This is a genomic window from Actinoplanes awajinensis subsp. mycoplanecinus, assembly GCF_001509495.1.
Classification (GTDB): domain Bacteria; phylum Actinomycetota; class Actinomycetes; order Mycobacteriales; family Micromonosporaceae; genus Actinoplanes; species Actinoplanes palleronii.
Window position 1 is genome coordinate 16554 of record NZ_LLZH01000325.1, and the last position, 21873, is coordinate 38426.

At 69.9% G+C, this 21873-nt stretch carries 18 protein-coding genes; 11 read left to right on the forward strand and 7 right to left on the reverse strand.

Annotation, left to right across the window (positions count from 1 at the left end):
* Positions 1-32: 32 nt before the first annotated feature.
* Both ADL15_RS44500 and ADL15_RS44505 read left to right on the forward strand, forming a co-directional pair.
* Positions 33-965, forward strand: a complete 933-nt coding sequence (locus ADL15_RS44500; protein ID WP_067705600.1) for an ABC transporter ATP-binding protein — start codon at positions 33-35, stop codon at positions 963-965.
* On the forward strand, positions 962-1639 hold the full coding sequence (locus tag ADL15_RS44505) for an ABC transporter ATP-binding protein (protein ID WP_067705605.1): 678 nt from the start codon (positions 962-964) through the stop codon (positions 1637-1639). The genes ADL15_RS44500 and ADL15_RS44505 overlap by 4 nt, the downstream gene beginning before the upstream one ends.
* A gap of 337 nt (positions 1640-1976) precedes the next feature.
* Here ADL15_RS44505 and ADL15_RS44510 read toward each other — a convergent pair whose 3' ends face one another.
* The 4 genes from ADL15_RS44510 to ADL15_RS44525 all read right to left on the reverse strand — a co-directional run bounded on the left by ADL15_RS44510 (position 1977) and on the right by ADL15_RS44525 (position 7096).
* The gene (locus ADL15_RS44510) at positions 1977-2891 is read right to left on the reverse strand and encodes a carbohydrate ABC transporter permease (RefSeq protein WP_067705607.1); all 915 of its coding nucleotides are present in this window, start codon (positions 2889-2891) and stop codon (positions 1977-1979) included.
* Positions 2891-3874: a carbohydrate ABC transporter permease gene (locus ADL15_RS44515; RefSeq protein ID WP_083972507.1), complete on the reverse strand. Its 984-nt coding sequence runs from the start codon at positions 3872-3874 to the stop codon at positions 2891-2893. Before ADL15_RS44515 ends, ADL15_RS44510 begins: the two co-directional genes overlap by 1 nt.
* 91 nt (positions 3875-3965) lie before the next feature.
* On the reverse strand, positions 3966-5336 hold the full coding sequence (locus ADL15_RS44520) for an ABC transporter substrate-binding protein (protein WP_067705611.1): 1371 nt from the start codon (positions 5334-5336) through the stop codon (positions 3966-3968).
* A gap of 395 nt (positions 5337-5731) precedes the next feature.
* Positions 5732-7096 (reverse strand): UDP-glucose dehydrogenase family protein, encoded by a 1365-nt coding sequence (locus ADL15_RS44525; protein ID WP_067705613.1) that lies wholly within the window; start codon positions 7094-7096, stop codon positions 5732-5734.
* 356 nt (positions 7097-7452) lie between these two features.
* Between ADL15_RS44525 and ADL15_RS44530 the strand changes: the two genes are divergently transcribed.
* The 4 genes from ADL15_RS44530 to ADL15_RS44545 all read left to right on the forward strand — a co-directional run bounded on the left by ADL15_RS44530 (position 7453) and on the right by ADL15_RS44545 (position 15551).
* Entirely contained in the window at positions 7453-10113 is a 2661-nt protein-coding gene (locus ADL15_RS44530; protein WP_067705615.1) for a cellulose binding domain-containing protein, read from the forward strand.
* 11 nt (positions 10114-10124) lie between these two features.
* Positions 10125-13046, forward strand: a complete 2922-nt coding sequence (locus ADL15_RS44535) for a glycoside hydrolase family 48 protein (RefSeq protein ID WP_067705617.1) — start codon at positions 10125-10127, stop codon at positions 13044-13046.
* Positions 13047-13053: 7 nt separating this feature from the next.
* Complete coding sequence (locus ADL15_RS44540) at positions 13054-14133, forward strand: lytic polysaccharide monooxygenase auxiliary activity family 9 protein (protein ID WP_067705619.1); 1080 nt, start codon at positions 13054-13056, stop codon at positions 14131-14133.
* Positions 14134-14234: 101 nt separating this feature from the next.
* Positions 14235-15551, forward strand: a complete 1317-nt coding sequence (locus ADL15_RS44545) for an SGNH/GDSL hydrolase family protein (RefSeq protein ID WP_067705620.1) — start codon at positions 14235-14237, stop codon at positions 15549-15551.
* A gap of 19 nt (positions 15552-15570) precedes the next feature.
* Here the strand turns inward: ADL15_RS44545 and ADL15_RS44550 are convergent, their stop codons facing one another.
* Positions 15571-16194, reverse strand: a complete 624-nt coding sequence (locus ADL15_RS44550) for an L-threonylcarbamoyladenylate synthase (RefSeq protein ID WP_067705623.1) — start codon at positions 16192-16194, stop codon at positions 15571-15573.
* A 24-nt stretch (positions 16195-16218) separates the two neighbouring features.
* On the opposite strand from ADL15_RS44550, the gene ADL15_RS44555 reads away from it, so the two are divergent.
* A complete protein-coding gene (locus ADL15_RS44555; protein ID WP_067705625.1) occupies positions 16219-16668 on the forward strand; it encodes an NUDIX hydrolase in 450 nt (149 codons plus the stop codon).
* Positions 16669-16881: 213 nt separating this feature from the next.
* Here the strand turns inward: ADL15_RS44555 and ADL15_RS44560 are convergent, their stop codons facing one another.
* A complete protein-coding gene (locus tag ADL15_RS44560; RefSeq protein ID WP_083972508.1) occupies positions 16882-17766 on the reverse strand; it encodes an NAD(P)-dependent oxidoreductase in 885 nt (294 codons plus the stop codon).
* Between the two features lie 39 nt (positions 17767-17805).
* A complete protein-coding gene (locus ADL15_RS54745; RefSeq protein ID WP_198171279.1) occupies positions 17806-17958 on the reverse strand; it encodes a hypothetical protein in 153 nt (50 codons plus the stop codon).
* Between the two features lie 97 nt (positions 17959-18055).
* On the opposite strand from ADL15_RS54745, the gene ADL15_RS44565 reads away from it, so the two are divergent.
* The 4 genes from ADL15_RS44565 (at position 18056) to ADL15_RS44580 (ending at position 21844) form a co-directional block, all read left to right on the forward strand.
* Positions 18056-19483 carry an NAD-dependent succinate-semialdehyde dehydrogenase gene (locus tag ADL15_RS44565; protein ID WP_067705628.1) on the forward strand — a complete coding sequence of 476 codons (1428 nt, stop codon included), beginning with the start codon at positions 18056-18058 and terminating at the stop codon, positions 19481-19483.
* An 86-nt stretch (positions 19484-19569) separates the two neighbouring features.
* Positions 19570-19959, forward strand: coding sequence for a GntR family transcriptional regulator (locus tag ADL15_RS44570; protein WP_067705630.1), 390 nt, complete (start codon positions 19570-19572; stop codon positions 19957-19959).
* Positions 19956-20828 (forward strand): ABC transporter ATP-binding protein, encoded by an 873-nt coding sequence (locus ADL15_RS44575; protein ID WP_067705632.1) that lies wholly within the window; start codon positions 19956-19958, stop codon positions 20826-20828. Before ADL15_RS44570 ends, ADL15_RS44575 begins: the two co-directional genes overlap by 4 nt.
* Entirely contained in the window at positions 20825-21844 is a 1020-nt protein-coding gene (locus tag ADL15_RS44580; RefSeq protein WP_067705634.1) for an ABC transporter permease subunit, read from the forward strand. Before ADL15_RS44575 ends, ADL15_RS44580 begins: the two co-directional genes overlap by 4 nt.
* Positions 21845-21873 lie beyond the last annotated feature (29 nt).

Consider the following 21873-nt stretch of genomic DNA (forward strand, 5'->3'; position numbering starts at 1 on the left):
GATACCGTGCTGCGGCTCGGAGAGGAGCAGTCGTGACCGATCTTGTCGATCTGGAGCGGCGGGCAGCCGAACAAGCGGCCGCTCGCGCGGGAGGACAGGACCGGCTCAGCGGGCACATCGTCTGCGACGGCCTGGTCCGGATCTTCCGGACCGAGGGTGTCGAGGTGATGGCCCTGCAGGGGCTGGACCTGGTGGTCGACCGGGGCGAGCTGCTGGCCGTGGTCGGCGCGTCCGGCTCCGGCAAGTCGACGATGCTCAACATCCTGTCCGGGCTCGACGAGCCGACCGCCGGCGTCGCCAAGGTGGCCGGTTACGACCTGCTCGGCATGACCGCGAAGCGGCGCCTGGAATACCGGCGCCGGATCGTCGGCTTCGTGTGGCAGCAGACCGCGCGAAACCTGCTGCCGTACCTGACCGCGCGGGAGAACGTCGAGCTGCCGATGCGGCTGGCCGGCGGCCGGGCGAAGAACCGTGCGCTGGAACTGCTCGAGATGGTCGGTGTCGCCGACAAGGCCGGCCGCCGCCCGGCCGAGATGAGCGGTGGCGAGCAGCAGCGGGCCGCGGTCGCGGTGGCCCTCGCGAACAACCCCGAGGTGCTGTTCGCCGACGAACCGACCGGTGAGCTGGACGAGGCGACCGCCGACGAGGTGTTCGGCGCGCTGCGCACGGTCAACGCCGAGCTCGGGGTGACCGTCGTGGTGGTCACCCACGACCGCAACGTCGCCGACCAGGTCCGCCGGGCGGTCGCGATCCGCGACGGCAAGACCGCCTCCGAGGTACGCCGGTCCGCCCGCCTGGCCGCCGACGGCACCGAGCACCACGTCTCCGAGGAGTACGCGGTGCTGGACCGCACCGGCCGGCTGCAGCTGCCCGCCGCGTTCGTCGAGGCGCTGAGCCTGGCCGACCGGGTCCGGCTCAACCTCGAACCCGACCACGTCGAAGTCCGCCCCGGGGAGTCCGCATGAGTGTCGTCGAGGTGTCCGGGCTGTCCCGGGACTACGGTGCCGGCGAGCGGGTCGTGCACGCGCTCTCCGCGGTCTCGTTCACCGCGGAGAAAGGCGAGCTGGTCGCCGTCCGGGGCCGCTCCGGCGCCGGCAAGACCACGCTGCTCAACCTGATCGGCGGGCTGGACCGGCCGACCGCGGGCAGTATCGCGGTGGCCGGCCGGGCGGTGACCGGCGCGGACGAGTCCGACCTGCTGGAGCTGCGCCGGGACACCATCGGCTTCGTCTTCCAGTCGTTCGGCCTGATCCCGATCCTGTCCGCGGCCGAGAACGTCAGCATCCCGATGCGGCTGGCCAAGCGTGAGCCGGCCGCCCGCGACGAGCGGGTCTCGGTGCTGCTCGAGCTGGTCGGGCTCGGCGGCCAGGCCAACCAGCGGCCCGGCGAGCTCTCCGGCGGGCAGCAGCAGCGGGTCGCGCTGGCCCGCGCCCTCGCGAACGACCCGGACCTGCTGATCGCCGACGAGCCGACCGGTCAGCTCGACTCGGACACCGGGCGCGCCATCATGGACCTGCTCCGCGCGGTGGTCGACGCCCGCGGGATGACCGCGCTGGTCGCCACGCACGACCCCAACATGATCGACCGTGCCGACCGGGTACTCACCCTCCGCGACGGCCGCCTGGTGGAGTCTCTTTAACCCCATGTGGTACGCGCGGTGCCCTGCGGTGCCGGGACCGTGCCGCGACTCGCCGCGCGAGGCCGTGGGCGGCCCGGACCGCAGCGCGGCCCGGGGTCCCGGCTGGCCCTCAGGGGTGTCTCCGGGGACCGGAGACACCCCTGAGAACCAGCCAATCCCCGCGAGGCGCGCTGCGGCCCTGTGCCGGGCGGGCGTCGCGCGAGACCACCACGGGACGCGGCTTGTAGCCTACGGACGGGCGCTCCGTATTTCGTACCATATGGGGTTGAATGGGGTTTTCTGGAGCACGGAAAGGGCCGCACCGGAGAATCGGTGCGGCCCCGGGAAGAACCGACGATCAGCCCTTGACGCTGCCGGCCAGCAGGCCGCGGACGAAGTAGCGCTGGAGCAGCAGGAACACCGTGACCGGCACGATGATCGAGACGAACGTGCCGGACGCCAGCAGGTGCCAGGCCGTGCCCCGGGTGCCGGTGAGGTTGGCCAGCTGCAGGGTGAGCGGGGCGACGTCGTCACCACCGCCCACGAAGACCAGGGCCACCAGCAGGTCGTTCCAGACCCAGAGGAACTGGAAGATGCCGAATGCCGCCAGTGCCGGGGTGAGCAGGGGCAGCATCACCCGGAAGAAGATCGCCACGTGCCCGGCGCCGTCCACCCGGGCGGCCTCGATGAGCGTGGCCGGGATCTCCCGCATGAAGTTGTGCAGCAGGTAGATGGCCAGCGGCAGGGCGAACGTGGAGTGCGCCAGCCACAGCGCCCAGTACGTCCCGCTGATGTCCACCTTCACGAAGAGCGTGAGCAGCGGGATCAGCGTGACCTGCAGCGGCACGATCTGCAACGCGAAGATCGCCAGGAACAGGAAGTTCTTGCCGCGGAAGTTGATCCAGGCGAACGCGTACGCGGCGAGCGAGGCGAGGGCCAGCGGGATCAGCACCGACGGGATGCAGATGACCAGCGAGTTGATGAAGAAGTTACCGAGGTTGACGCCGGTCTCGTCGTCGAAGACCGCCCGGTAGTTGTCCAGCGTCATCTGCGGGTCGGTGAAGAACGTCCACCAGCCGGTCCGCTTGATCGCGGCTTCCGGCCGGAACGACGAGAGGAACAGCCCGAACGTCGGGATGGTCCACAGCACCGCGATGATCAGGGCGGCCACCGAGGCCATCGGCGAGCTGAGTTTCTTCTTCGCGACCGCGGCGGTGCTCTCCGGGGGAGCCTCGAGATCCGGCTCGGTCACGATCGGTACGGCGGCCGTCATCATGCCTCCTGGCGTACGGAGCGGATGTTGTAGATGACGATCGGCGTCACCAGGACGAACAGGATCACCGCGAGCGCGGCCGCGAGACCCTGGTTGTCGGCCCGGATCAGCTGGCTGTAGAACTCGTTGGCGATGACGCTGGTGTTGAAGTTACCGCCGGTCATCGTGCGGACCACGTCGAACACCTTCAGCGTGCCGATGGCGATGGTGGTCAGGACCACCACGATCGTCGGCCGCACGCTCGGCAGCGTGATCTTGACGAACATGCTCCAGGCGTTGACCCCGTCCAAGCGGGCCGCCTCGATGATGTCGTCCGGGATCGCCTTGACCGCCGCGGAGAGCACGGTCATCGCGAAACCGGCCTGGATCCAGATGAACACCACGATCAGCAGCAGGGTGTTCAGGCCCCAGGTGTCGGTGATCAGCAGCTGCACCGGCTTGCCGCCCAGCCAGACGATGATCTGGTTGATCAGGCCGATCTGCTGCACCTTCGGCTGGTCGACGCGGTACTCGTACATGAACTTCCAGATGACGCCCGCGGCGACCATCGAGATCGCCATCGGCAGGAAGACCAGGGCCTTGGCGAACGACTCGAACCGCGACTTGTCCACCAGGATCGAGTAGACCAGGCCGATCGCGGTGGCCAGGAACGGCACCAGGACCACCCAGATCATCGTGTTGCCGAGGACCCGGCGCAGCTCACCGCTGGTGAAGATGAACTTGTAGTTGTCGACCCCGATGAACGCGCCGCCTTGCGCGTCGAAGAACGACTCGTAGATGGTGCGCAGGCCGGGATAGACCAGGCCGACGCTGAGCAGGAGAATGACCGGCAGCAGATAGAGGTAACCGACCCAGCGGTCGGAGCCCTTGCCCCGGATCCGGCTGGCGATGAAGAGGACGATGCCCAGCACCGCGGCGAACAACAGCAGCGCCGCGAACATCTGGAGAAGTTTTTCTGGGGTGGTGCTGACTGAACCGAACACGCGACCCGGACCTCCTTCGTGTTTCCGAGGGGAAAGAGGGTGATGCCGGCCGGGACAAGGCGTCCCGGCCGGCGTCGTGGTGGAACTCAGATCACTTGGGCCACGCGGTTTCGATGTTGTTCACCGTGGTGGTCGTGTCCTGGCCGCTGATCCACGCGGTGGCCTGCTTCCAGAACGCGTTCGAGCCGATCGCGGCGGGCATCATGTCCGAGCCGTCGAACCGGAACTGCGCGCTCGGGTCCTGCAGGATCTTGGCGGACAGCTGGTCGATCGGGTTCGTCAGGTTCTCGACCTTCAGACCCTTGTTGGCGCTGACCCAGCCGCTCGACGCCTTGGCCTTGAGGTTCGCCCAGGTGTCGGTGGACAGGAAGTACTGGAACGCCTTGACCTCGGGACGGTCGGCGAAGGCGAGAACGAACTCGCCACCACCCAGAACCGGCTTGCTGGTGGCGTCCTTGCCCGGCAGGTAGAACGCGTAGATCTCGCCGTCCTCGGCGATCTTGGTGTTCGCCGGGAAGTTGGCCGCGTAGAAGCTGGCCTGACGGTGCAGCGAGCAGGTGCCCTCGAGGATCTGCAGGCCGGCGTCCTGGAACGTGGTGCCCGCGATGCTCTTGACGTCGCCGAGACCGCCGTTGACGTACTTGTCGTTCTTCAGGTAGTCACCGACCGCGTTCCACGCGGCGGTCGACTCGGCACCGTTGAACGGGATCTCGTGGCTGACCCACTTGTCGTAGGCCTCGGGGCCGGACAGGCGGAGCATGAAGTCCTCGACCCAGTCGGTGACCGGCCAGCCGGTGGCGTCACCGGAGCCGATGCCCGCGCACCACGGCTTGCTGCCGGTCGCGGCGATCTTGTCGCTGAGCTCCTTGAGCTGGTCCAGCGTGGTCGGAACGGTGTAGCCCTTGTCCGCGAACTCCTTGGGGGAGTACCACACCAGGGACTTCACGTTGGCGCCCAGCGGGGCGGCGTAGAACTTGCCGGCGACCGTGCCGTACGCCTTCCAGTCCTTGCCGAACCACTTGTCGACGTTCGTGGCGACCTCGGCCGGGGCCTCGACGGCCTTGCCGGTCTCGACGAGCTGCTTCAGCAGACCCGGCTGCGGCACGTACGCGACGTCCGGCGGGTTGCCGGCGCGGGCGCGGACCAGGATCTGGGTCTCGAAGGACTTGTCGCCCTCGTACTTGACCGTGACGCCGGTGCACTGCTCGAACGGCTCGTACGACTTCTTCTGCGGCGCGTCCTCCGGGGTGACGATGCCGGTGTAGACCGAGACCGTCTTGCCCTTGAGGTCGCCGAACTGGCTGAACTGTGCGCAGTCGATGGACGACGTCGCTGTATCGGTGGAACCGCTCGAGTCGTCCTTCTTGTCGCCGCCGCAGGCGGTCAGGCTGAAGGCCAGACCGACGCTGAGGGCACCGGCGAGCGCGACTCGGGATCGCGAACTCCCACTGTGACCGAACATACCGCTCCCTATGTCTTGACGCGCCTCCGGCGTCTGGCGACGCCGCCGTCCGAAGCGCTTCTTGACCAACAGTCAAGAGGTAACCGGGAAGTTGCGCAATGATTTCCGCGTGATCGAGTCGGTAACGATATAGCGGCGACACCCCGGCACCTTAACCGGTTAAGAAGATTGCCGGAAGAGGCCCTTGATGAACGACTTTTCCCGGGTGCTTTTAGCGGGATTTAGCCGTGGTTAACGGTCATCATACGAGCGGTGAGTCGGTTTTGTTGGGCTTCGCGGGAACCCGCTTCAGTCGGTAAGCGGCTAGGCCCGGGCAGAATCGGCCCTACGCCACAAAAAGGAAACGCCGCGACGGCCTGTGAAGGCCGCCGCGGCGGATGAAGCGCGAGAGTCGGTCAGCCGGCTACGGCCACGTACTTGTAACCGAGCCGGCGCATCCGGTCGCCGTCCAGCACGTGCCGGCCGTCCAGTACGAGCGGATTGCGCATCAGGCCGACGAACTTGCTCCAGTCCAGTTCGAGGTACTGCGCCCACTCGGTGACCAGCACGACCGCGTCGCAGTCGGCGAACAGCTCGTCCAGGCTCCCGGTCAGGTACGGCGCGAGCTCCGGCTGCTCCTTGCGGAACCGCTCACCGGCGATCGGGTCGTGCAGCTTGACCCGGGCGCCCCGGCTCAGCAGCGAGTTCGCGATGTCCAGCGCCGGTGCGTCGCGAAGGTCGTCGGTGTTCGGCTTGAAGGCCAGGCCGAGCAGGCCGATCTTGCGGCCCTTGAGGATGCGCAGCTCGTTCTGCAGCTTCTCCACGGCGATGGCGCGCTGCCGCTGGTTGACGTCCCGGGCGGCGGTCACGATCGGCATGTCGAGGTTGTACTCGGCCGCGGTGGCGATCAGCGCCTTGGTGTCCTTGCCGAAGCAGGAGCCGCCCCAGCCGACGCCGGGCTGCAGGAAGCGCGAGCCGATCCGCTGGTCGAGGCCCATGCCCCGGGCCACCTCGGTGATGTCGGCGCCGACCTTGGAGGCCAGCTGGCCGATCTCGTTCGCGTAGCTGATCTTGAGGGCCAGGAACGCGTTGGCCGCGTACTTGATCAGCTCGGCCGAGGCCAGGTCGGTGGAGACCAGCGGCACCGCGGTGGTGTCCTCCGGGCGCGACAGGAAGGTCGGCGCGGTGAAGGTCTGGTTGATGATCGGCCGGTAGAGCCGGTTCAGCACCTCGAGGCTGCGCGGGTTGTCCGAGCCGATCACGATCCGGTCCGGGAACAGCGTGTCCGCGATGGCGTTGCCCTCGCGCAGGAACTCGGGGTTCGAGGCGACCGCGAACTCGACGCCGGCCGGGCGGTCCTCGCGGGTCGCGAACGAGTCGCGCAGGATCGCGTCCACCCAGTTGCCGCTGCCGATCGGCACCGTCGACTTGTTCACCACGACGGTGAAGTCGTGGTCCAGCGAGTGCGCCACGCTCTCCGCGGCGCTGCGCAGGTAGCGCAGGTCGGGGCTGCCGTCGGCGGCCGACGGGGTCTGCACCGCGACGAAGACGACGTCGGAGCCGGGGATCGCGTCCGCGTAGCTGGTGGTGAACGTCAGGTTCGGCGACGCCTCGGCGAGGAGGTCCTCCATCCCGGGCTCGTAGATCGGGCACTTACCGGCGCGCAACATGTCGACCTTGGCCTGGTCGAGGTCGACGCAGGTCACCTCGTGCCCGAGGAAGGCGAGGCTGACGCCGGTGGTCAGACCGACATAGCCGGTGCCGACAACACAAACCTTCATGCAATCTCCTCCACCACTACGCCGGGCGGTTGTCACGCCGTGTACCGGTGCATATACCCGCTGACTGTTCGCGGGCCGCACCGGTAGGCGCCGCCCGCGCATTCCGCCGAATGATACACAGCCGCCCCTCCCGTCACTTGGTGCTGCTCACGGCACTCGGCCCGGCGGCAACCGGCCTGACTAGGGCTTTTACCCGTACGTCGGTGGATCGAACCCGGTCGTTCACTGTCATGTTGCTCTCCGTAGTCAGATGGCAACGATTGTCGAATGTTTCCGGCTCTTGACATGAAGATGTCGGGAACGGACGCTTTGGGAGCGCTCCCAGGTTTACGTACGTCAATGGAAGGGCTTCATCCATGAGAAGGTCCCCCGGCGGTGCTCTCGCCGCCGCCTTGGTGGTCGCCGCCACCGCGGTCGCCGTCGTCTCCCAGCCGATCTCCGCCACGGCGGCCGGCAGCGACCCCTACGCCTGGAAGAACGTCCGGATCGACGGCGGTGGATTCATCCCCGGCATCGTCTTCAACCCGGGTGAGAAGAACCTGATCTACTCGCGCACCGACATCGGCGGCGCCTACCGCTGGAACCAGACCAGCCAGAGCTGGACCCCGCTGCTGGACTGGGTCGGCCAGGACGACTGGGGCCACAACGGCGTGCTCAGCCTGGCCGCCGACCCGGTGGACACCACCCGGGTCTACGCCGCGGTCGGCATGTACACCAACAGCTGGGACCCGAACAACGGCGCCATCCTGCGCTCCGCCGACAAGGGCGCCACCTGGCAGCAGACCAACCTGCCGTTCAAGGTCGGCGGCAACATGCCCGGCCGGGGCATGGGGGAGCGGCTCGCCGTCGACCCGGTCAACGACAAGAACGTGTACTTCGCCGCCGAGGGTGGCAACGGGCTCTGGCGCAGCACCGACTTCGGCGTCACCTGGGCCAAGGTCGCCAACTTCCCGAACGTCGGCAACTACGTCCAGGACCCGACCGACACCAACGGGTACCTGAACCAGAACCAGGGCCTGAGCTGGGTGACCTTCGGCGCGGCCGGCCGGATCTTCGTGGGCGTCGCGGACAAGGACAACCCGGTCTACACGTCCGCCGACAGCGGGGCGACCTGGTCCCGGATCGCCGGCCAGCCGACCGGCTACCTCGCGCACAAGGGCGTCGTGCAGGGCGACTACCTCTACATCGCCACCAGCGACACCGGCGGCCCGTACGACGGCGCGGCCGGCGAGGTCTGGAAGTACCAGATCAGCACCGGCGCCTGGACGAACATCTCGCCGACCCCGGTCGCCGACCGGTACTACGGCTACTCCGGCCTGACCGTCGACACCCTGCATCCGGGCACCCTGATGGTCGCCACCCAGATCTCCTGGTGGCCGGACGCGATCTTCTTCCGCAGCACCGACTACGGCGCCACCTGGACCCGGGTCTGGGACTGGACCAGTTACCCGAGCCGGAGCAAGCGCTACACCCTGGACATCTCGGCCAACCCGTGGCTGGACTTCAACAACACGTCCACGGCACCGGAGGAGAGCCCGAAGCTGGGCTGGATGAACGAGTCGCTGCAGATCGACCCGTTCGACTCGAACCGGCTGCTCTACGGCACCGGCGCCACCCTCTACGGCACCACCGACCTGACCAAGTGGGACTCCGGCGCCACCTTCACGATCAAGCCGATGGCCAAGGGGATCGAGGAGACCGCCGTCCTGGACCTGGCCAGCCCGCCGACCGGCGCCCCGCTGGTCAGCGCGCTCGGCGACGTCGGCGGTTTCTACCACGCCGATCTGGACACCGTGCCGGCGAATTTCCACGACACCCCGAGCCTGGGCAGCAACACCAGCCTGGACTTCGCCGAGCTGAGCCCGAGCTTCTTCGTCCGGGTCGGCAACAACGCCGCGGCGCCGCACATCGGCGTCTCCAGCGACGGCGGCAAGAACTGGTACCAGGGTCAGGAGCCGTCCGGGGTGACCGGCGGCGGCACGGTCGCGGTCGGCGCCGACGCCAACGCGGTGGTCTGGTCACCGGCCGGCACCGGGGTCTACTACTCCACCACGCGGGGCAGCAGCTGGACCGCCTCCACCGGACTGCCGGCCGGCGCGATCGTCGAATCCGACCGGGTCAACCCCAAGACCTTTTATGGGTACGCGAACGGAAGCTTCTACAGCAGCACCGACGGCGGGGCCACGTTCACCGCGTCGGCCGTCACACTGCCGACCACCGGGCGGATCCACCTGAAGGCCGTGCCGGGCATCGCCGGCGAGGTCTGGGTGGCGAGCAGCACCGGCCTGTTGCGCTCCACCGACGCCGGCAAGACGTTCACCAAGGTCACCACGGTGGCCGAGGGGATCAACGTGGCGTTCGGCAAGGCCGCACCCGGCGCCACCCACCCGGCGGTGTTCCTGGTCGGCACGGTGGACGGCGTCGACGGGGTGTTCCGCTCCGACGACACCGGCGCGAGCTGGCTCCGGATCAACGACGACAAGCACCAGTACGGGAACATGGGCGACGCCCTGACCGGCGACCCGCGCATCTGGGGCCGGGTCTACCTGGGCACCAACGGCCGGGGCATCCTCTACGCCGACCGCACCGGCCCGGCGCCGTCGCCCAGCTCCGCCTCGCCCAGCCCGTCCTCGCCCAGCCCGTCCACCTCGGTCTCGCCCTCCACGTCCGTCTCCCCGTCCCCGTCGACGTCCCCCTCGACGAGCGGCGGCTGCACGGCGGCGTACAAGGTGACCGGCTCGTGGAGCGGTGGCTTCCAGGGTGAGGTCACCGTGACCAACACCGGGACCACGGCCAGCACCGGCTGGACCGTCAAGTGGACCTGGACCGGCGGCCAGACCGTCACGCAGAGCTGGGGCGGCACCGCCGTCCAGTCCGGCACCGCGGTCACCGTCACCAACGCGTCCTACAACGGCGCACTCGCGTCCGGGGCCTCCACCACCTTCGGATTCCTCGGCGGCACCACCGGCACCACGAACCCTGTCCCGTCTCCCGTCTCCTGCTCCCGAACCCCCTAGGAGGAACACCCGTGAGACCGTTCGTTCATCGCCTGCGCCGCAGGCTGGCCGTCACCGGCGTCGCCGTCCTCGGCGCCGGCGCGGTCTTCGTGGCCGGCGGGCCACCCGCCTACGCCGCGGCCGGATGCGCTGTCGTCTACAAGGTGCAGAGCCAGTGGTCCGGAGGGTTCACCGGCGACATCGCCATCACCAACTCCGGTGACCCGCTGACCAGCTGGAAACTCGAGTACGACTTCCCGGACGCCGGCCAGAAGGTCGCGCAGGGCTGGAACGGCACCTACGCGCAGAGCGGCCAGCACGTCACCGTCACCAACGCGTCGTGGAACGGCACCCTGGGCACCGGCGCCACCGCCGGCACCGGGTTCAACGGCACGTTCACCTCGGCCAACCCGGTACCCACCGCGTTCACCCTGAACGGGGTGGCCTGCAACGGCTCGGCCGCCGCACCCACCGTGGCGATCAGCAGCCCGGCCGCGAACACCCGGTACACCGCGCCGGCGTCCATCCCGATCAGCGCGACCGCGACCCCGACCAGCGGGCAGACGATCGCGAAGGTCGAGTTCTACCACGACGGGTTGCTGCTGGGCACCGACACCAGCGCGCCGTACGCGTACACCTGGACCGGGGTGCCCGCACAGACCGCGGCGTACCACCTGCAGGCCATCGCGTACGACGGCGCCGGCACCCGGAGCAGCACCGCCGACGTCCCGGTCTTCGTCGACGCGTCGACGAGCCCGGCCATCCTCGCCGACGCCACCTCGGTGACGCTGGAGCCGGGCAAGAGCGGCACGTACAAGGTCGCGTTGAGCGCGGCGCCGAGCGCGAACGTCAGCGTCGCGGTGGCGCGCAGCACCGGGTCCACCGCGGTCACCGTCACGCCGGCCACCCTCACCTTCACCCCGTCGAACTGGAGCACCGGGCAGACCGTGACGGTCGCGGCGTCCACCGCGGCGACGGCCGGCTCGACCGCCACCATCGCGGCCACCGCCACCGGCTACACCGCCGCGAACGTCGCCGTGACGGTTGTCGCGGTGGGCGCGGTCGACGCCCGGTTCACCCAGCTCTACACGGACATCAAGAACCCGTCGAACGGCTACTTCAGCCCGGAGGGGGTGCCCTACCACTCGGTCGAGACGCTGATCGACGAGGCGCCGGACCAGGGGCACGAGACGACCAGCGAGGCGTTCAGCTACTGGCTGTGGCTGGAGGCCGAGCACGGTCAGGTCAGCGGGGACTGGGCGCCGTTCAACAGCGCCTGGGCGACGATGGAGAAGTACATCATCCCGTCGCACGCCGACCAGCCGACGAACGCCAACTACAACGCGTCCAAGCCGGCCACCTACGCGGCCGAGTACCCGCTGCCCTCGCAGTACCCGTCGCAGCTCGACACGTCGGTGTCGGTCGGCACGGACCCCCTCGCGGCGGAGCTGAAGAGCGCGTACGGCACCGACGACATCTACGGCATGCACTGGCTGCTGGACGTCGACAACGTGTACGGCTTCGGGCACTGCGGTGACAAGACCACCCGGGTCTCGTACATCAACACGTTCCAGCGCGGCCCGCAGGAGTCGACCTGGGAGACCGTCCCGCAGCCGTCCTGCGACACGTTCACCTCGGGCGGCCCGAACGGCTACCTCGACCTGTTCACCAAGGACGCGTCGTACGCCAAGCAGTGGAAGTACACGAACGCGCCGGACGCCGACGCCCGCGCGGTCCAGGTCGCCTACTGGGCACTGCAGTGGGCCACCGCACAGGGCAAGCAGTCGCAGATCTCGGCGACCGTGGCCAACGCCGCCAAGATGGGCGACTACCTCCGGTACTCGTTCTACGACAAGTACTTCAAGCAGCCCGGCTGCACCTCCACCGGGTGTGCCGCCGGCACCGGCAAGAACGCCTCCAACAACCTGATGTCCTGGTACTACGCCTGGGGCGGCGCCTACGACACCAGCGCCGGCTGGGCGTGGCGGATCGGCTCCAGCACCAGTCACTTCGGCTACCAGAACCCGATGGCCGCGTACGTGCTGTCCAACGTCAGCGCGCTCACCCCGAAGTCGCCGACCGCCAAGGCCGACTGGCAGGCCAGCCTGAACCGGCAGCTCGAGTTCTACCAGTGGCTGCAGTCGTCCGAGGGCGCCATCGCCGGCGGCGCGACGAACAGCTGGAACGGCAACTACTCGGCGCCGCCGTCCGGCACGCCGACCTTCTACGGCCTGTCGTACGTCGAAGCCCCGGTCTACGAGGACCCGCCGTCGAACCGCTGGTTCGGCATGCAGACCTGGTCGCTGGAGCGGCTCGCCGAGTACTACTACACGACCGGTGACGCCAAGGCGAAGTCGGTGCTGGACAAGTGGGTGACCTGGGCGCTGGCCAACAGCACCATCTCGGCGACCAGCTTCCAGATCCCGTCCGACCTGGCCTGGTCCGGCAAGCCGGCCACCTGGACCCCGTCCAGCCCGGCCACCAACACCGGCCTGCACGTGACGGTCACCAGCAAGGGCAACGACCTCGGTGTGGCCGGCTCGTTCGCCAAGCTGCTCACCTACTACGCGGCGAAGTCCGGCAACGCGCAGGCGAAGACGGCGGCCAAGGGGCTGCTCGACGCGATCTGGGCGTACAAGGACGGCAAGGGCGTGTCGGTCACCGAGACCCGCGCCGACTACAACCGGTTCGACGACGTCTACAACGCCTCCACCGGCCAGGGCCTCTACATCCCCAACGGCTGGACCGGGACGATGCCCAACGGCGACGTCATCAAGCCCGGGGTGTCGTTCCTCGACATCCGCTCCTTCTACAAGAACGACCCGGACTTCCCCAAGGTCCAGGCGTACTTGAACGGCGGAGCCGCACCGACCTTCAACTACCACCGGTTCTGGGCCCAGGTCGACGTCGCCACCGGCTACGCCGACTACGCCCGGCTCTTCCCCCAGGGGTGAGAAGGACATGAAACTTCTTCGTTGGGTCGCGGCGGCCGTGCTCGCCGCCGCGGCCGGGATCCTGGCACTGCCCGCCGCGGCCGAGGCGCACGGCGCTCTGCAGATCCCCGGCAGCCGGACCTGGCTCTGCTACCAGGACGGGCGCAATCCGACCACCGGCGCGATCGAGCCGAAGAACCCGGCCTGCGCCGCCGCGGTCGCTCAGAGCGGCACCAACTCGCTCTACAACTGGTTCGCCGTGCTCCGCTCGGACGGCGCCGGCCGGGTGAACGGTTTCCTCCCGGACGGGCAGCTGTGCAGCGGCGGCACCGGGGGGCCGTACAACTTCACCGGCTTCAACCTGGCCCGCACCGACTGGCCGACCACCCACCTGACCGCCGGCGCCTCGGTCGAGTTCCACTACAACGACTGGGCCAAGCACCCCGGCACGTTCTACCTCTACATCACCAAGGACGGGTACGACCCGACCAAGCCGCTCGCCTGGAGCGACCTCGAGCCGACCCCGTTCGACCAGGTGACCAACCCGCCCGCGAACGGCGGGCCGGGCACCGACGACGGCCACTACTACTGGACCGGCAACCTGCCGTCCGGCAAGAGCGGCAAGCACCTGATCTACTCGGTCTGGTCCCGCTCGGACAGCCAGGAGACGTTCTACGGCTGCTCGGACGTGGCCTTCGACGGCGGCCACGGTGAGGTCACCGGGGTCGGCACCCAGCCGACCACGTCACCGACACCGGCGCCGTCCAGCCCGTCCCCGTCCACCTCCACGCCCGGTGGCGGGACCGGGACCGGCTGCACCGCGATGTACAGCATCACCTCCGCCTGGTCCGGCGGGTTCCAGGCCGAGGTGATGGTGCACGCCGGCACCGCCGCGATCAGCCGCTGGAACGTGTCCTGGACCTGGCCCGGCAGCCAGACCCTGGCCACCGTGTGGAGCGGTAAGTCGACGAGCAGCGGGTCATTGGTGTCGGTCGGCAACGAAACCTGGAACGGGACCGTGGCGGCCGGGGCGTACACCACGTTCGGCCTGCTCGGCTCCGGTACCGCACCGGCGACTGTGCAGAATCTCACCTGCTCGACCGGGTGAAATGTACGATCCGGGGGTGTGACATACCGTCACATCCCCGGATCGGAAACACGACCGGTGACTTGACGCCACTTGCGCCGATTTCCTACTTTGCCGGTATCTTGCGAAACGTATTCTCCGAACAGTTCCGCCGGGCGGCCTCGCGTCGCGCGCTCCTCCTCGGGGGCGCCGGCGCCGCCGTGCTGGCCGCCACGCCGGGCGCCGCCGGGTCCCGCAACCCGGCCCGGTCCCGGCCGGCCTGGACCGGCAGCTGGACCGCGGCCTCCACGGCCACCGGCGCCCGCGAGCCGGCCCTGCCGGCCGACGTCACGCTGCGCCAGGTGGTCCGGCTCAGCCTCGGTGGCGCCGAGCCGCGGATCCGGCTGACCAACGAGTACGGCCCGTCCCCGGTGCGCCTCAGCGAGGTCTGGACCGGCCTGCGCGCCGGCGGCTGGGACAGCACCGCGATGCGGCCGGGCACCATCCGCCGGGTCACCTTCGGCGGTCTCGCCGACGTGCTGCTCCCGGCCGGTGGCACGCTGGTCAGCGACCCGGTGCCGGACCTGCTGCTGGAGCCGGGCGCCGACCTGGTGATCACCTGCCACCTGCCGGAGCGGACCAGGCTCGGCACGGTCAACCCGACCGCGTGGCAGAAGAACCGGGTCGTGCCCGGCAACGTGGCCGACCGCCCGGACCCGTCCGGCGGCATCGTCACCACCCGGTACGCCCTGCTCGGCGGGGTGAGCGTGCGGACCGCGGCCCGGTCCTCGGCGATCGTCGCGTTCGGCGACTCGATCACCTGCGGGGCCCGCACCACGATGGGCGGCAACCACCGCTGGCCCGACCTGCTGGCCCGCCGGCTGCGCGAGACCGGCCGGCCGCTCGGCGTGCTGAACACCGGGATCAGCGGCAACCGGCTGCTCACCGGCCCGGACCTGCCCGCACCGGTCACCGGCGGAGGCTCGGGTGGCGGCTCCGGGACCGGGCAGGGCAAGCTCGCCGTCTCGATGGGCCCGGCCGGCCTGCGGCGCTTCGACCGGGACGTGCTCTCCCAGCCCGGCGCCGGCTACCTGATCACGATGATCGGGGTGAACGACATCGCGTACGGGGTGCCCGGCGCCGGCGCGCTGATCGCCGGCCACCGGGAGCTGATCGCGCGGGGCCGGGCGGCCGGGCTGGCCGTGTACGGCGGCACCGTGCTGCCGTTCGCCGGCACCCGGCGCGACACCCCGGCCAACCGGACCACCCGGGCCGGCCTCAACGACTGGATCCGGCGCAGCGGCGAGTTCGACGCGGTGATCGACTTCGACGCGGCGGTCCGGGACGGCGCGTCGCCGGAGCGGCTCTACCCGGCCTACGACAGCGGCGACCACCTGCATCCGAGCGACGCCGGCATGCTGGCCCTGGCCTCCGCGATCCCGCTGGCCCTGTTCGACTGAGCTTTGTCGTCGTCGCGGCTCAGTCGCTGAAGCGTTCCGGATCCCCGGCGCCGACCCGGAGCACCTCGGGCACCCCGTCGGACAGGTCGATCACCGTGGTCGGCACGGTGCCGCACTCGCCGGAGTCGACCACCGCGTCCACCACGTGGTCCAGGGCTTCCTTGATCTCCCAGCCCTGCGTCATCGGCTCCAGCTCGCCGGGCAGCAGCAGCGTGCTGGAGACCAGCGGCTCGCCCAGCTCGGCGAGGATCGCCTGCGCGGTGCTGTGCGCGGTGATCCGCACCCCGACGGTCTTCTTCTTCGGGTGCAGCAGCCGCCGCGGCACCTCTTTGGTGGCCGGCAGGATGAACGTGAACGGCCCCGGCGTGCTCGCCTTGATCGCGCGGAACAGCGAGTTGTTGATCTGCACGAACTGCCCGAGCTGCGCGAAGTCGTGGCACATCAGCGTGAAGTGGTGCTTGTCGTCCAGATGCCGGATCGAGCGGATCCGGTCCAGGCCGTCCTTGTTGCCCATCCGGCAACCCAGCGCGAAGCAGGAGTCCGTCGGGTACGCGATCAGCCCGTCCCCCCGGATCACCTCGACCACCTGGTGAATGCTGCGGGGCTGCGGATTGTCCGGGTGCACGTCGAAGTACTTCGCCACTTGAGGCAGCTTAGGCTTCCGGTCATGGAGCCCGCCCACCGCCCGGCAGTCCGGGTGATCTGCTACGACGCCGACGGCCGTATCCTCCTGCTGAACTGGCTCGACCCGCACGACGGCAGCCGCCTCTGGGAACCGCCGGGCGGCGGCATCGACCCGGGCGAGACCCCGCTGCAGGCCGCCCGCCGCGAGCTGACCGAGGAGACCGGCCTGGACCCGGCCCTGATCCGCCCGGACTTCCTGCTGGTCGAGCGGGACACGGTGTGGAAGGGCCGCCGCTGGCGAGGCCCGGAGCAGTTCTTCGCCGCCAGCTATCCGACCGCGCAGCCGGAGGTCCGCCGCGACGGCCTGCTCCCCTACGAACAGACCGACCTCCAGGCCCACCGCTGGATCCACCCCGCGGATTTCCCCACCCTCCCGGACCGCCTCGAACCCCCGACCCTCGCCGACATCTGCGCAACCCTGCTCGCTATCTGACCGCAGCGCGCCCGCGGGTTGTTGGCTGGCTCTCAGGGGTGCCTCCGGCACCCCGAGACGCCCCTCAGAACCAGCCAACCCCCGGGAGGCGCGCTGTGGTCCGGACTGAAAGCGGTGTCGCGTGGCCTCACGGGCGGGACGTGGCTCGTAGCCTACGGACGGGCGCTGGATTATTCGTACCGTAAAAGGGTGAAGCGGGAGAAAAACGCCTGCCTAGAGATGAGGAGACCTCATCTCGAGGGCCTGGATGACCGCGGCCATGTCGTCGGATGCGTGGCCGGCCGAGGACGTCTCCGCGTAGAGCTCGAGGCACGCGTCGAGCAGCGGGGACGGGATGCCGGCCGTCTCGGCGGCCTCGACGATCAGGTGGTTGTTGTAGAGCACGTCGCGGATCGAGGCCTGCGCGGTGAAGTCGCGGTCGAGCAGTTTGCGGCCCTTGAGCCGGGAGACCGGGCTGGCCATCGGACCGGCGTCCAGGGCGGCGAGCAGGGTGGCGAGGTCCAGGCGGTGGCGTTCGGCGAAGTGGAACGCCTCGGCCAGCCCGGTGACCATGCTGATCAGGAACGTGTTGACGGCCAGTTTCATCAGCAGGCCGTTCGGGACCGGGCCGCAGCGGACGATCTCGCGGCACAGCGGGCGCAGCAGCGGGGTGACCACGTCCAGGTCGGTGTCCGCGCCGGCCAGCATCGCGACCAGCTGGGCGGTCTCGGCCGGGACGCGGGAGCCGGAGACCGGCGCCTCGACGTAGTGGCCGCCGGCGTCGGCGACCTGCTCGGCCAGGCCCCGGGACCAGGCCGGCGCGGTGGTGCCCATCTGGACCAGGGTGCGCCCGGTGACCAGATCGGCGAACGCCGCGGAGTCGCGGTCCAGCACCTGGTCGGTGACCCGGTCGTCGGCCAGCATCATCAGCACGACCTCGGACCGGGCGAACACGTCGGGCACCGCCGGTGCGACGGCGGCGCCCTCGGCCCGCAGCGCCTCGGCGGCCGCGGGGGAGCGGTTCCAGACGATCAGGTCGGTCCCGGCTCGGGCCAGGTTGAGCGCCATCGGCCGGCCCATCGTGCCCAACCCGAGAAATCCCACGGTCACCCAGCTCACGCTAGCCGTCGGCGAGGTGCCCGTGGGGGTATGCCCGGATCAGGGGCGGCGCCGGTTCTGGAACTTGGTGACCAGGCCACGGAGGCGCTGCTGGTTCTCCGGCTTGGCGAGCTGCTGCCGGCCCTGCTGGACCAGCTTGCGTCCGCGCGGGCTCTGCAGGAAGGACTGAATGCGCTGCGTCAAGGTGGGCATGTGCTCTTACATGCCCAGAACGGCGCCCGGCCAATCGGTGGCGACGGCACGTGCCGCGGACCATGCTGGTGGCGTCAAGCGAACGTGAGGAGCTGTGGTGGAGACCGAACTGTTCATCGGTGGCAAGTGGGTGCCGGCGTCCTCGGCGCGCCGTTTCGACGTGCTCGACCCGGCGACCGGCGACGTGCTCGCCTCGGTGGCCGACGGTGGCGAGGCGGACGCGATCGCCGCGGTGGACGCGGCCGCGGCGGCGGGCCCGGGTTGGGCGTCGACACCCCCGAGGGTACGAGGTGAGGTGCTCCGCAAGGCGTTCGAGCTGATGACCGAGCGCGCCGCCGAGCTGGCCCGGCTGATCAGTTTGGAGAACGGCAAGGCGCTCGTCGACGCGAAGGGTGAGGTGACCTACGCGGCCGAGTTCTTCCGCTGGTTCGCCGAGGAGGCGGTCCGGATCGACGGGAACGTGGCCACCGCGCCGTCCGGTGCCAACCGGATCCTGGTCACCCGTCAGCCGGTCGGCGTGTGCGTGCTGGTCACGCCGTGGAACTTCCCGGCCGCGATGGCCACCCGCAAGATCGGCCCGGCGCTCGCCGCGGGCTGCACGGTGGTCCTCAAGCCGGCCAGCGACACCCCGCTCACCGCGCTCGCGATGGCCGCGATCCTCACCGAGGCCGGCGTGCCCGAGGGCGTGGTGAACGTGCTGCCGTCGCGCAGCTCCGGGAAGGTCGTGTCGGCGATGCTGCGCGACGCCCGGGTGCGCAAGGTGTCGTTCACCGGTTCCACCGAGGTCGGCCGGATCCTGCTCGCGCAGGCCGCGGAAAATGTCGTGAACACCTCGATGGAGCTCGGCGGCAACGCGCCGTTCGTGGTCTTCGCGGACGCCGACCTGGACGCCGCGATCGAGGGCGCGATGATCGCCAAGATGCGCAACGGCGGCGAGGCGTGCACCGCCGCGAACCGGTTCTTCGTCGAGGCCGGTGTCGCCGACGAGTTCTCCCGGCGGCTGGCCCAGCGGATGTCGGCGCTGGTGGTGGGCCCCGGCACCGACGAGAAGACGCAGGTCGGCCCGCTGGTCAACGAGGACACCGTGGCGAAGGTGGACGCGCTGGTGCAGGGCGCGCTGGCGGCCGGCGCGTCGGCGGTCACCGGCGGCACCCGCCCGGACGGGCCGGGCTTCTACTACCCGCCGACCGTGCTGACCGGGGTGGCCCCGGACGCGGCGATCCTGCGCGAGGAGATCTTCGGCCCGGTCGCGCCGATCGTCACGTTCACCGGCGACGACGAGGCCGTCCGGCTGGCCAACGACACCGAGTTCGGCCTGGTGGCGTACGTCTACACCAAGGATCTGGCGCGCGGCCTGCGGGTCAGCGAGGCGATCGAGGCCGGCATGGTCGGCCTGAACCGGGGCCTGGTCAGCGACCCGGCCGCCCCGTTCGGCGGGGTGAAGCAGAGCGGCATCGGCCGCGAGGGCGGCCACGAGGGCCTGTTGGAATACCTGGAGTCCAAATACATCGCCGTGAACTGGTAGTTCGCGCCATCTGCGAAAGGCGGCCCTTCCGGCCGCCTTTTTGCTGGCCCTAATCTACTAGGCAACTAGTGGAATGGGGAAGCGAGATGATCGAGTTCCATCTGGATTCGCGGTCCGGGGTCGCGCCGTACATGCAGCTCATCCAGCAGGTCCGGCACGCGCTGCGGCTCGGCGTGCTGACCGAGGGCGACAAGCTGCCCACCGTCAAGGAGGTGGTGGCCCGGGTCGCGATCAACCCGAACACCGTGTCGAAGGCGTACCGCGAGCTGGAGTACGAAGGCCTGGTCACCGCCCGTCCCGGCCTCGGCACGTTCGTCACCCGCACGCTCGGCGCCGATTCGCTGAGCCGGCACGAGCCGCTGCGGCGCGACCTGGAGCGCTGGCTCGCCGAGGCCCGGGAGGCCGGCCTCGACGACGAGAGCGTCGAAGCGCTCTTCCTCAGCGCCTTCCGGACGTTTTCGGAGGCCCGAGCATGACTAGCGCGCTCATTGCCACGGGCCTCACCAAGAAGTACGGGCGGCGCACCGCCCTGGCCGACTGCACCCTCGACATCCCGGCCGGCCACGTCGTCGGCCTGGTCGGCCCGAACGGCGCCGGCAAGTCCACGCTGCTGCTGCTCGCCTGCGGGCTCCTCGATCCGACCGCGGGGCGGATCGACGTGCTCGGCGAGCGGCCGGTCAGCGGCTCGCCGCGGGTCGGGTTCGTCGCGCAGGACACCCCGGTCTACGCCGGGCTGACCGTCGCCGAGCACCTGCGGATGGGCGCGCACCTCAACCCGTCCTGGGACGCCGCGCTCGCCGAGCAGCGGATCGCCCAGGTCGGGCTGGACCCGGCGCAGAAGGCGGGCAAGCTCTCCGGCGGCCAGCGCGCCCAGCTGGCCCTGACCATCGCCGCCGCGAAACGGCCCGAGCTGCTGCTGCTCGACGAGCCGGTGGCGGCGCTCGACCCGCTGGCCCGGCGGACGTTCCTGCAGGGCCTGATGGAGCTGGCCGCCACCGGGATGAGCATCGTGATGTCCTCGCACCTGGTGGCCGACCTGGAACGGGTCTGCGACCACCTGATCGTGCTGGTCGCCTCGAAAGTCCGGGTGGCCGGCGACGTGGACGACCTGCTCGCCAGCCATCACCGGCTGGCCGGGCCGCGGCGCGATCCGGCCGGCCTGGGCGCCGGCCGGACGGTGGTCGAGGAGAGCCACACCGCCAAGCAGTCGACCCTGGTGGTGCGCAGCACCGCGCCGATCGACGACCCGTCCTGGCAGGTCGACCGGCTGGACCTGGAGGACATCGTGCTGGCGTACATGAGCGGGGCGGCCGGCTCCGGACGCGTGCTGGAGGGACAGCGATGATCTGGTTGACCTGGCGGCAGTTCCGGACCCCGGTGCTGGCCACCGGCGGTCTGCTGCTGGTGCTCCTGGCCGGGATGGCGCTGACCTGGACCCAGGTGACCGACGCCGCCCTGGACGCCGGGTTCACCGGCTGTCAGGGCGCCGACGCCTGCGCCCAGGCTGCCGACACGTTCCTCTCCGCGCTGCGGTACGGCCAGGCCAAACCGGTCTACTACGGCGGCCTGGCGACCCTGGTCGTGCTGCCGGCCGTGGTGGGCATCTTCTGGGGCGCGCCGCTGGTGGCCCGTGAGCTGGAGACCGGCACGTACCGGATGGTCTTCAGCCAGTCGATCGGCCGGGGCCGCTGGCTGCTGGTCAAGCTGCTCGGCGGCGGGCTGGCCGCGGCGCTCGGGGCCGGCCTGGTCAGTCTGGCGCTGGGCCGGTGGGCGCACCTGATCGACGCCGCCAACGGCGAACGGATCCTGCCGACCACCTTCCCGGCCCGCGGGGTGGTGCCGATCGGGTACGCGGCACTGGCCTTCGTGCTGGGTGTCACCGCCGGTCTGCTGCTGCGCCGCACCCTGACGGCCATGGCGGTCACCCTCGTGGTGATCGCCGGGCTGCAACTGGCCGTTCCGCTGCTGGTCCGCCCGCTGCTGGTGACACCGACCACCACGCTCACCGCGCTGGACCCGACGGCGCGGATGGGGATGTCGTACAGCATGGAGACCAAAGAGTTACGTCTGGAACCGATGCCCGAGGAGCGCGACGGCTGGGTCCTGTCGACCACCGTGGTGACGCCGTCCGGCACCGAGTTCGTCGGCCCGTCGGACTCCACCAAGTGCGGCCCGGAAGCGCCCAACGAGCGGCTGACCTGCCCGGACTGGATCGCCGCGCAGCACCTCAGCACGAAGTTGGTCTATATTCCGGACGCGAAGTTCTGGACCCTGCAGTGGCGGGAGTTCGGCCTGCTGATCGTGCTCACCATGACCCTGTCGGCCTTCTCGGTCTGGTGGATCCGGCGCCGGCTGGCCTGAGAACGGCCCGTTCGGCCGAAGATCGTTGT

Bases quoted from the DNA above. Each gene is read 5' to 3' on its own strand.
- ADL15_RS54745 (WP_198171279.1), bottom strand. From the start codon at position 17,958: ATGCCCACCTTGACGCAGCGCATTCAGTCCTTCCTGCAGAGCCCGCGC.
- ADL15_RS44530 (WP_067705615.1), top strand. From the start codon at position 7,453: ATGAGAAGGTCCCCCGGCGGTGCTCTCGCCGCCGCCTTGGTGGTCGCC.
- ADL15_RS44520 (WP_067705611.1), bottom strand. From the start codon at position 5,336: ATGTTCGGTCACAGTGGGAGTTCGCGATCCCGAGTCGCGCTCGCCGGT.
- ADL15_RS44510 (WP_067705607.1), bottom strand. From the start codon at position 2,891: ATGACGGCCGCCGTACCGATCGTGACCGAGCCGGATCTCGAGGCTCCC.
- ADL15_RS44505 (WP_067705605.1), top strand. From the start codon at position 962: ATGAGTGTCGTCGAGGTGTCCGGGCTGTCCCGGGACTACGGTGCCGGC.
- ADL15_RS44525 (WP_067705613.1), bottom strand. From the start codon at position 7,096: ATGAAGGTTTGTGTTGTCGGCACCGGCTATGTCGGTCTGACCACCGGC.
- ADL15_RS44580 (WP_067705634.1), top strand. From the start codon at position 20,825: ATGATCTGGTTGACCTGGCGGCAGTTCCGGACCCCGGTGCTGGCCACC.
- ADL15_RS44575 (WP_067705632.1), top strand. From the start codon at position 19,956: ATGACTAGCGCGCTCATTGCCACGGGCCTCACCAAGAAGTACGGGCGG.
- ADL15_RS44540 (WP_067705619.1), top strand. From the start codon at position 13,054: ATGAAACTTCTTCGTTGGGTCGCGGCGGCCGTGCTCGCCGCCGCGGCC.
- ADL15_RS44555 (WP_067705625.1), top strand. From the start codon at position 16,219: ATGGAGCCCGCCCACCGCCCGGCAGTCCGGGTGATCTGCTACGACGCC.
- ADL15_RS44570 (WP_067705630.1), top strand. From the start codon at position 19,570: ATGATCGAGTTCCATCTGGATTCGCGGTCCGGGGTCGCGCCGTACATG.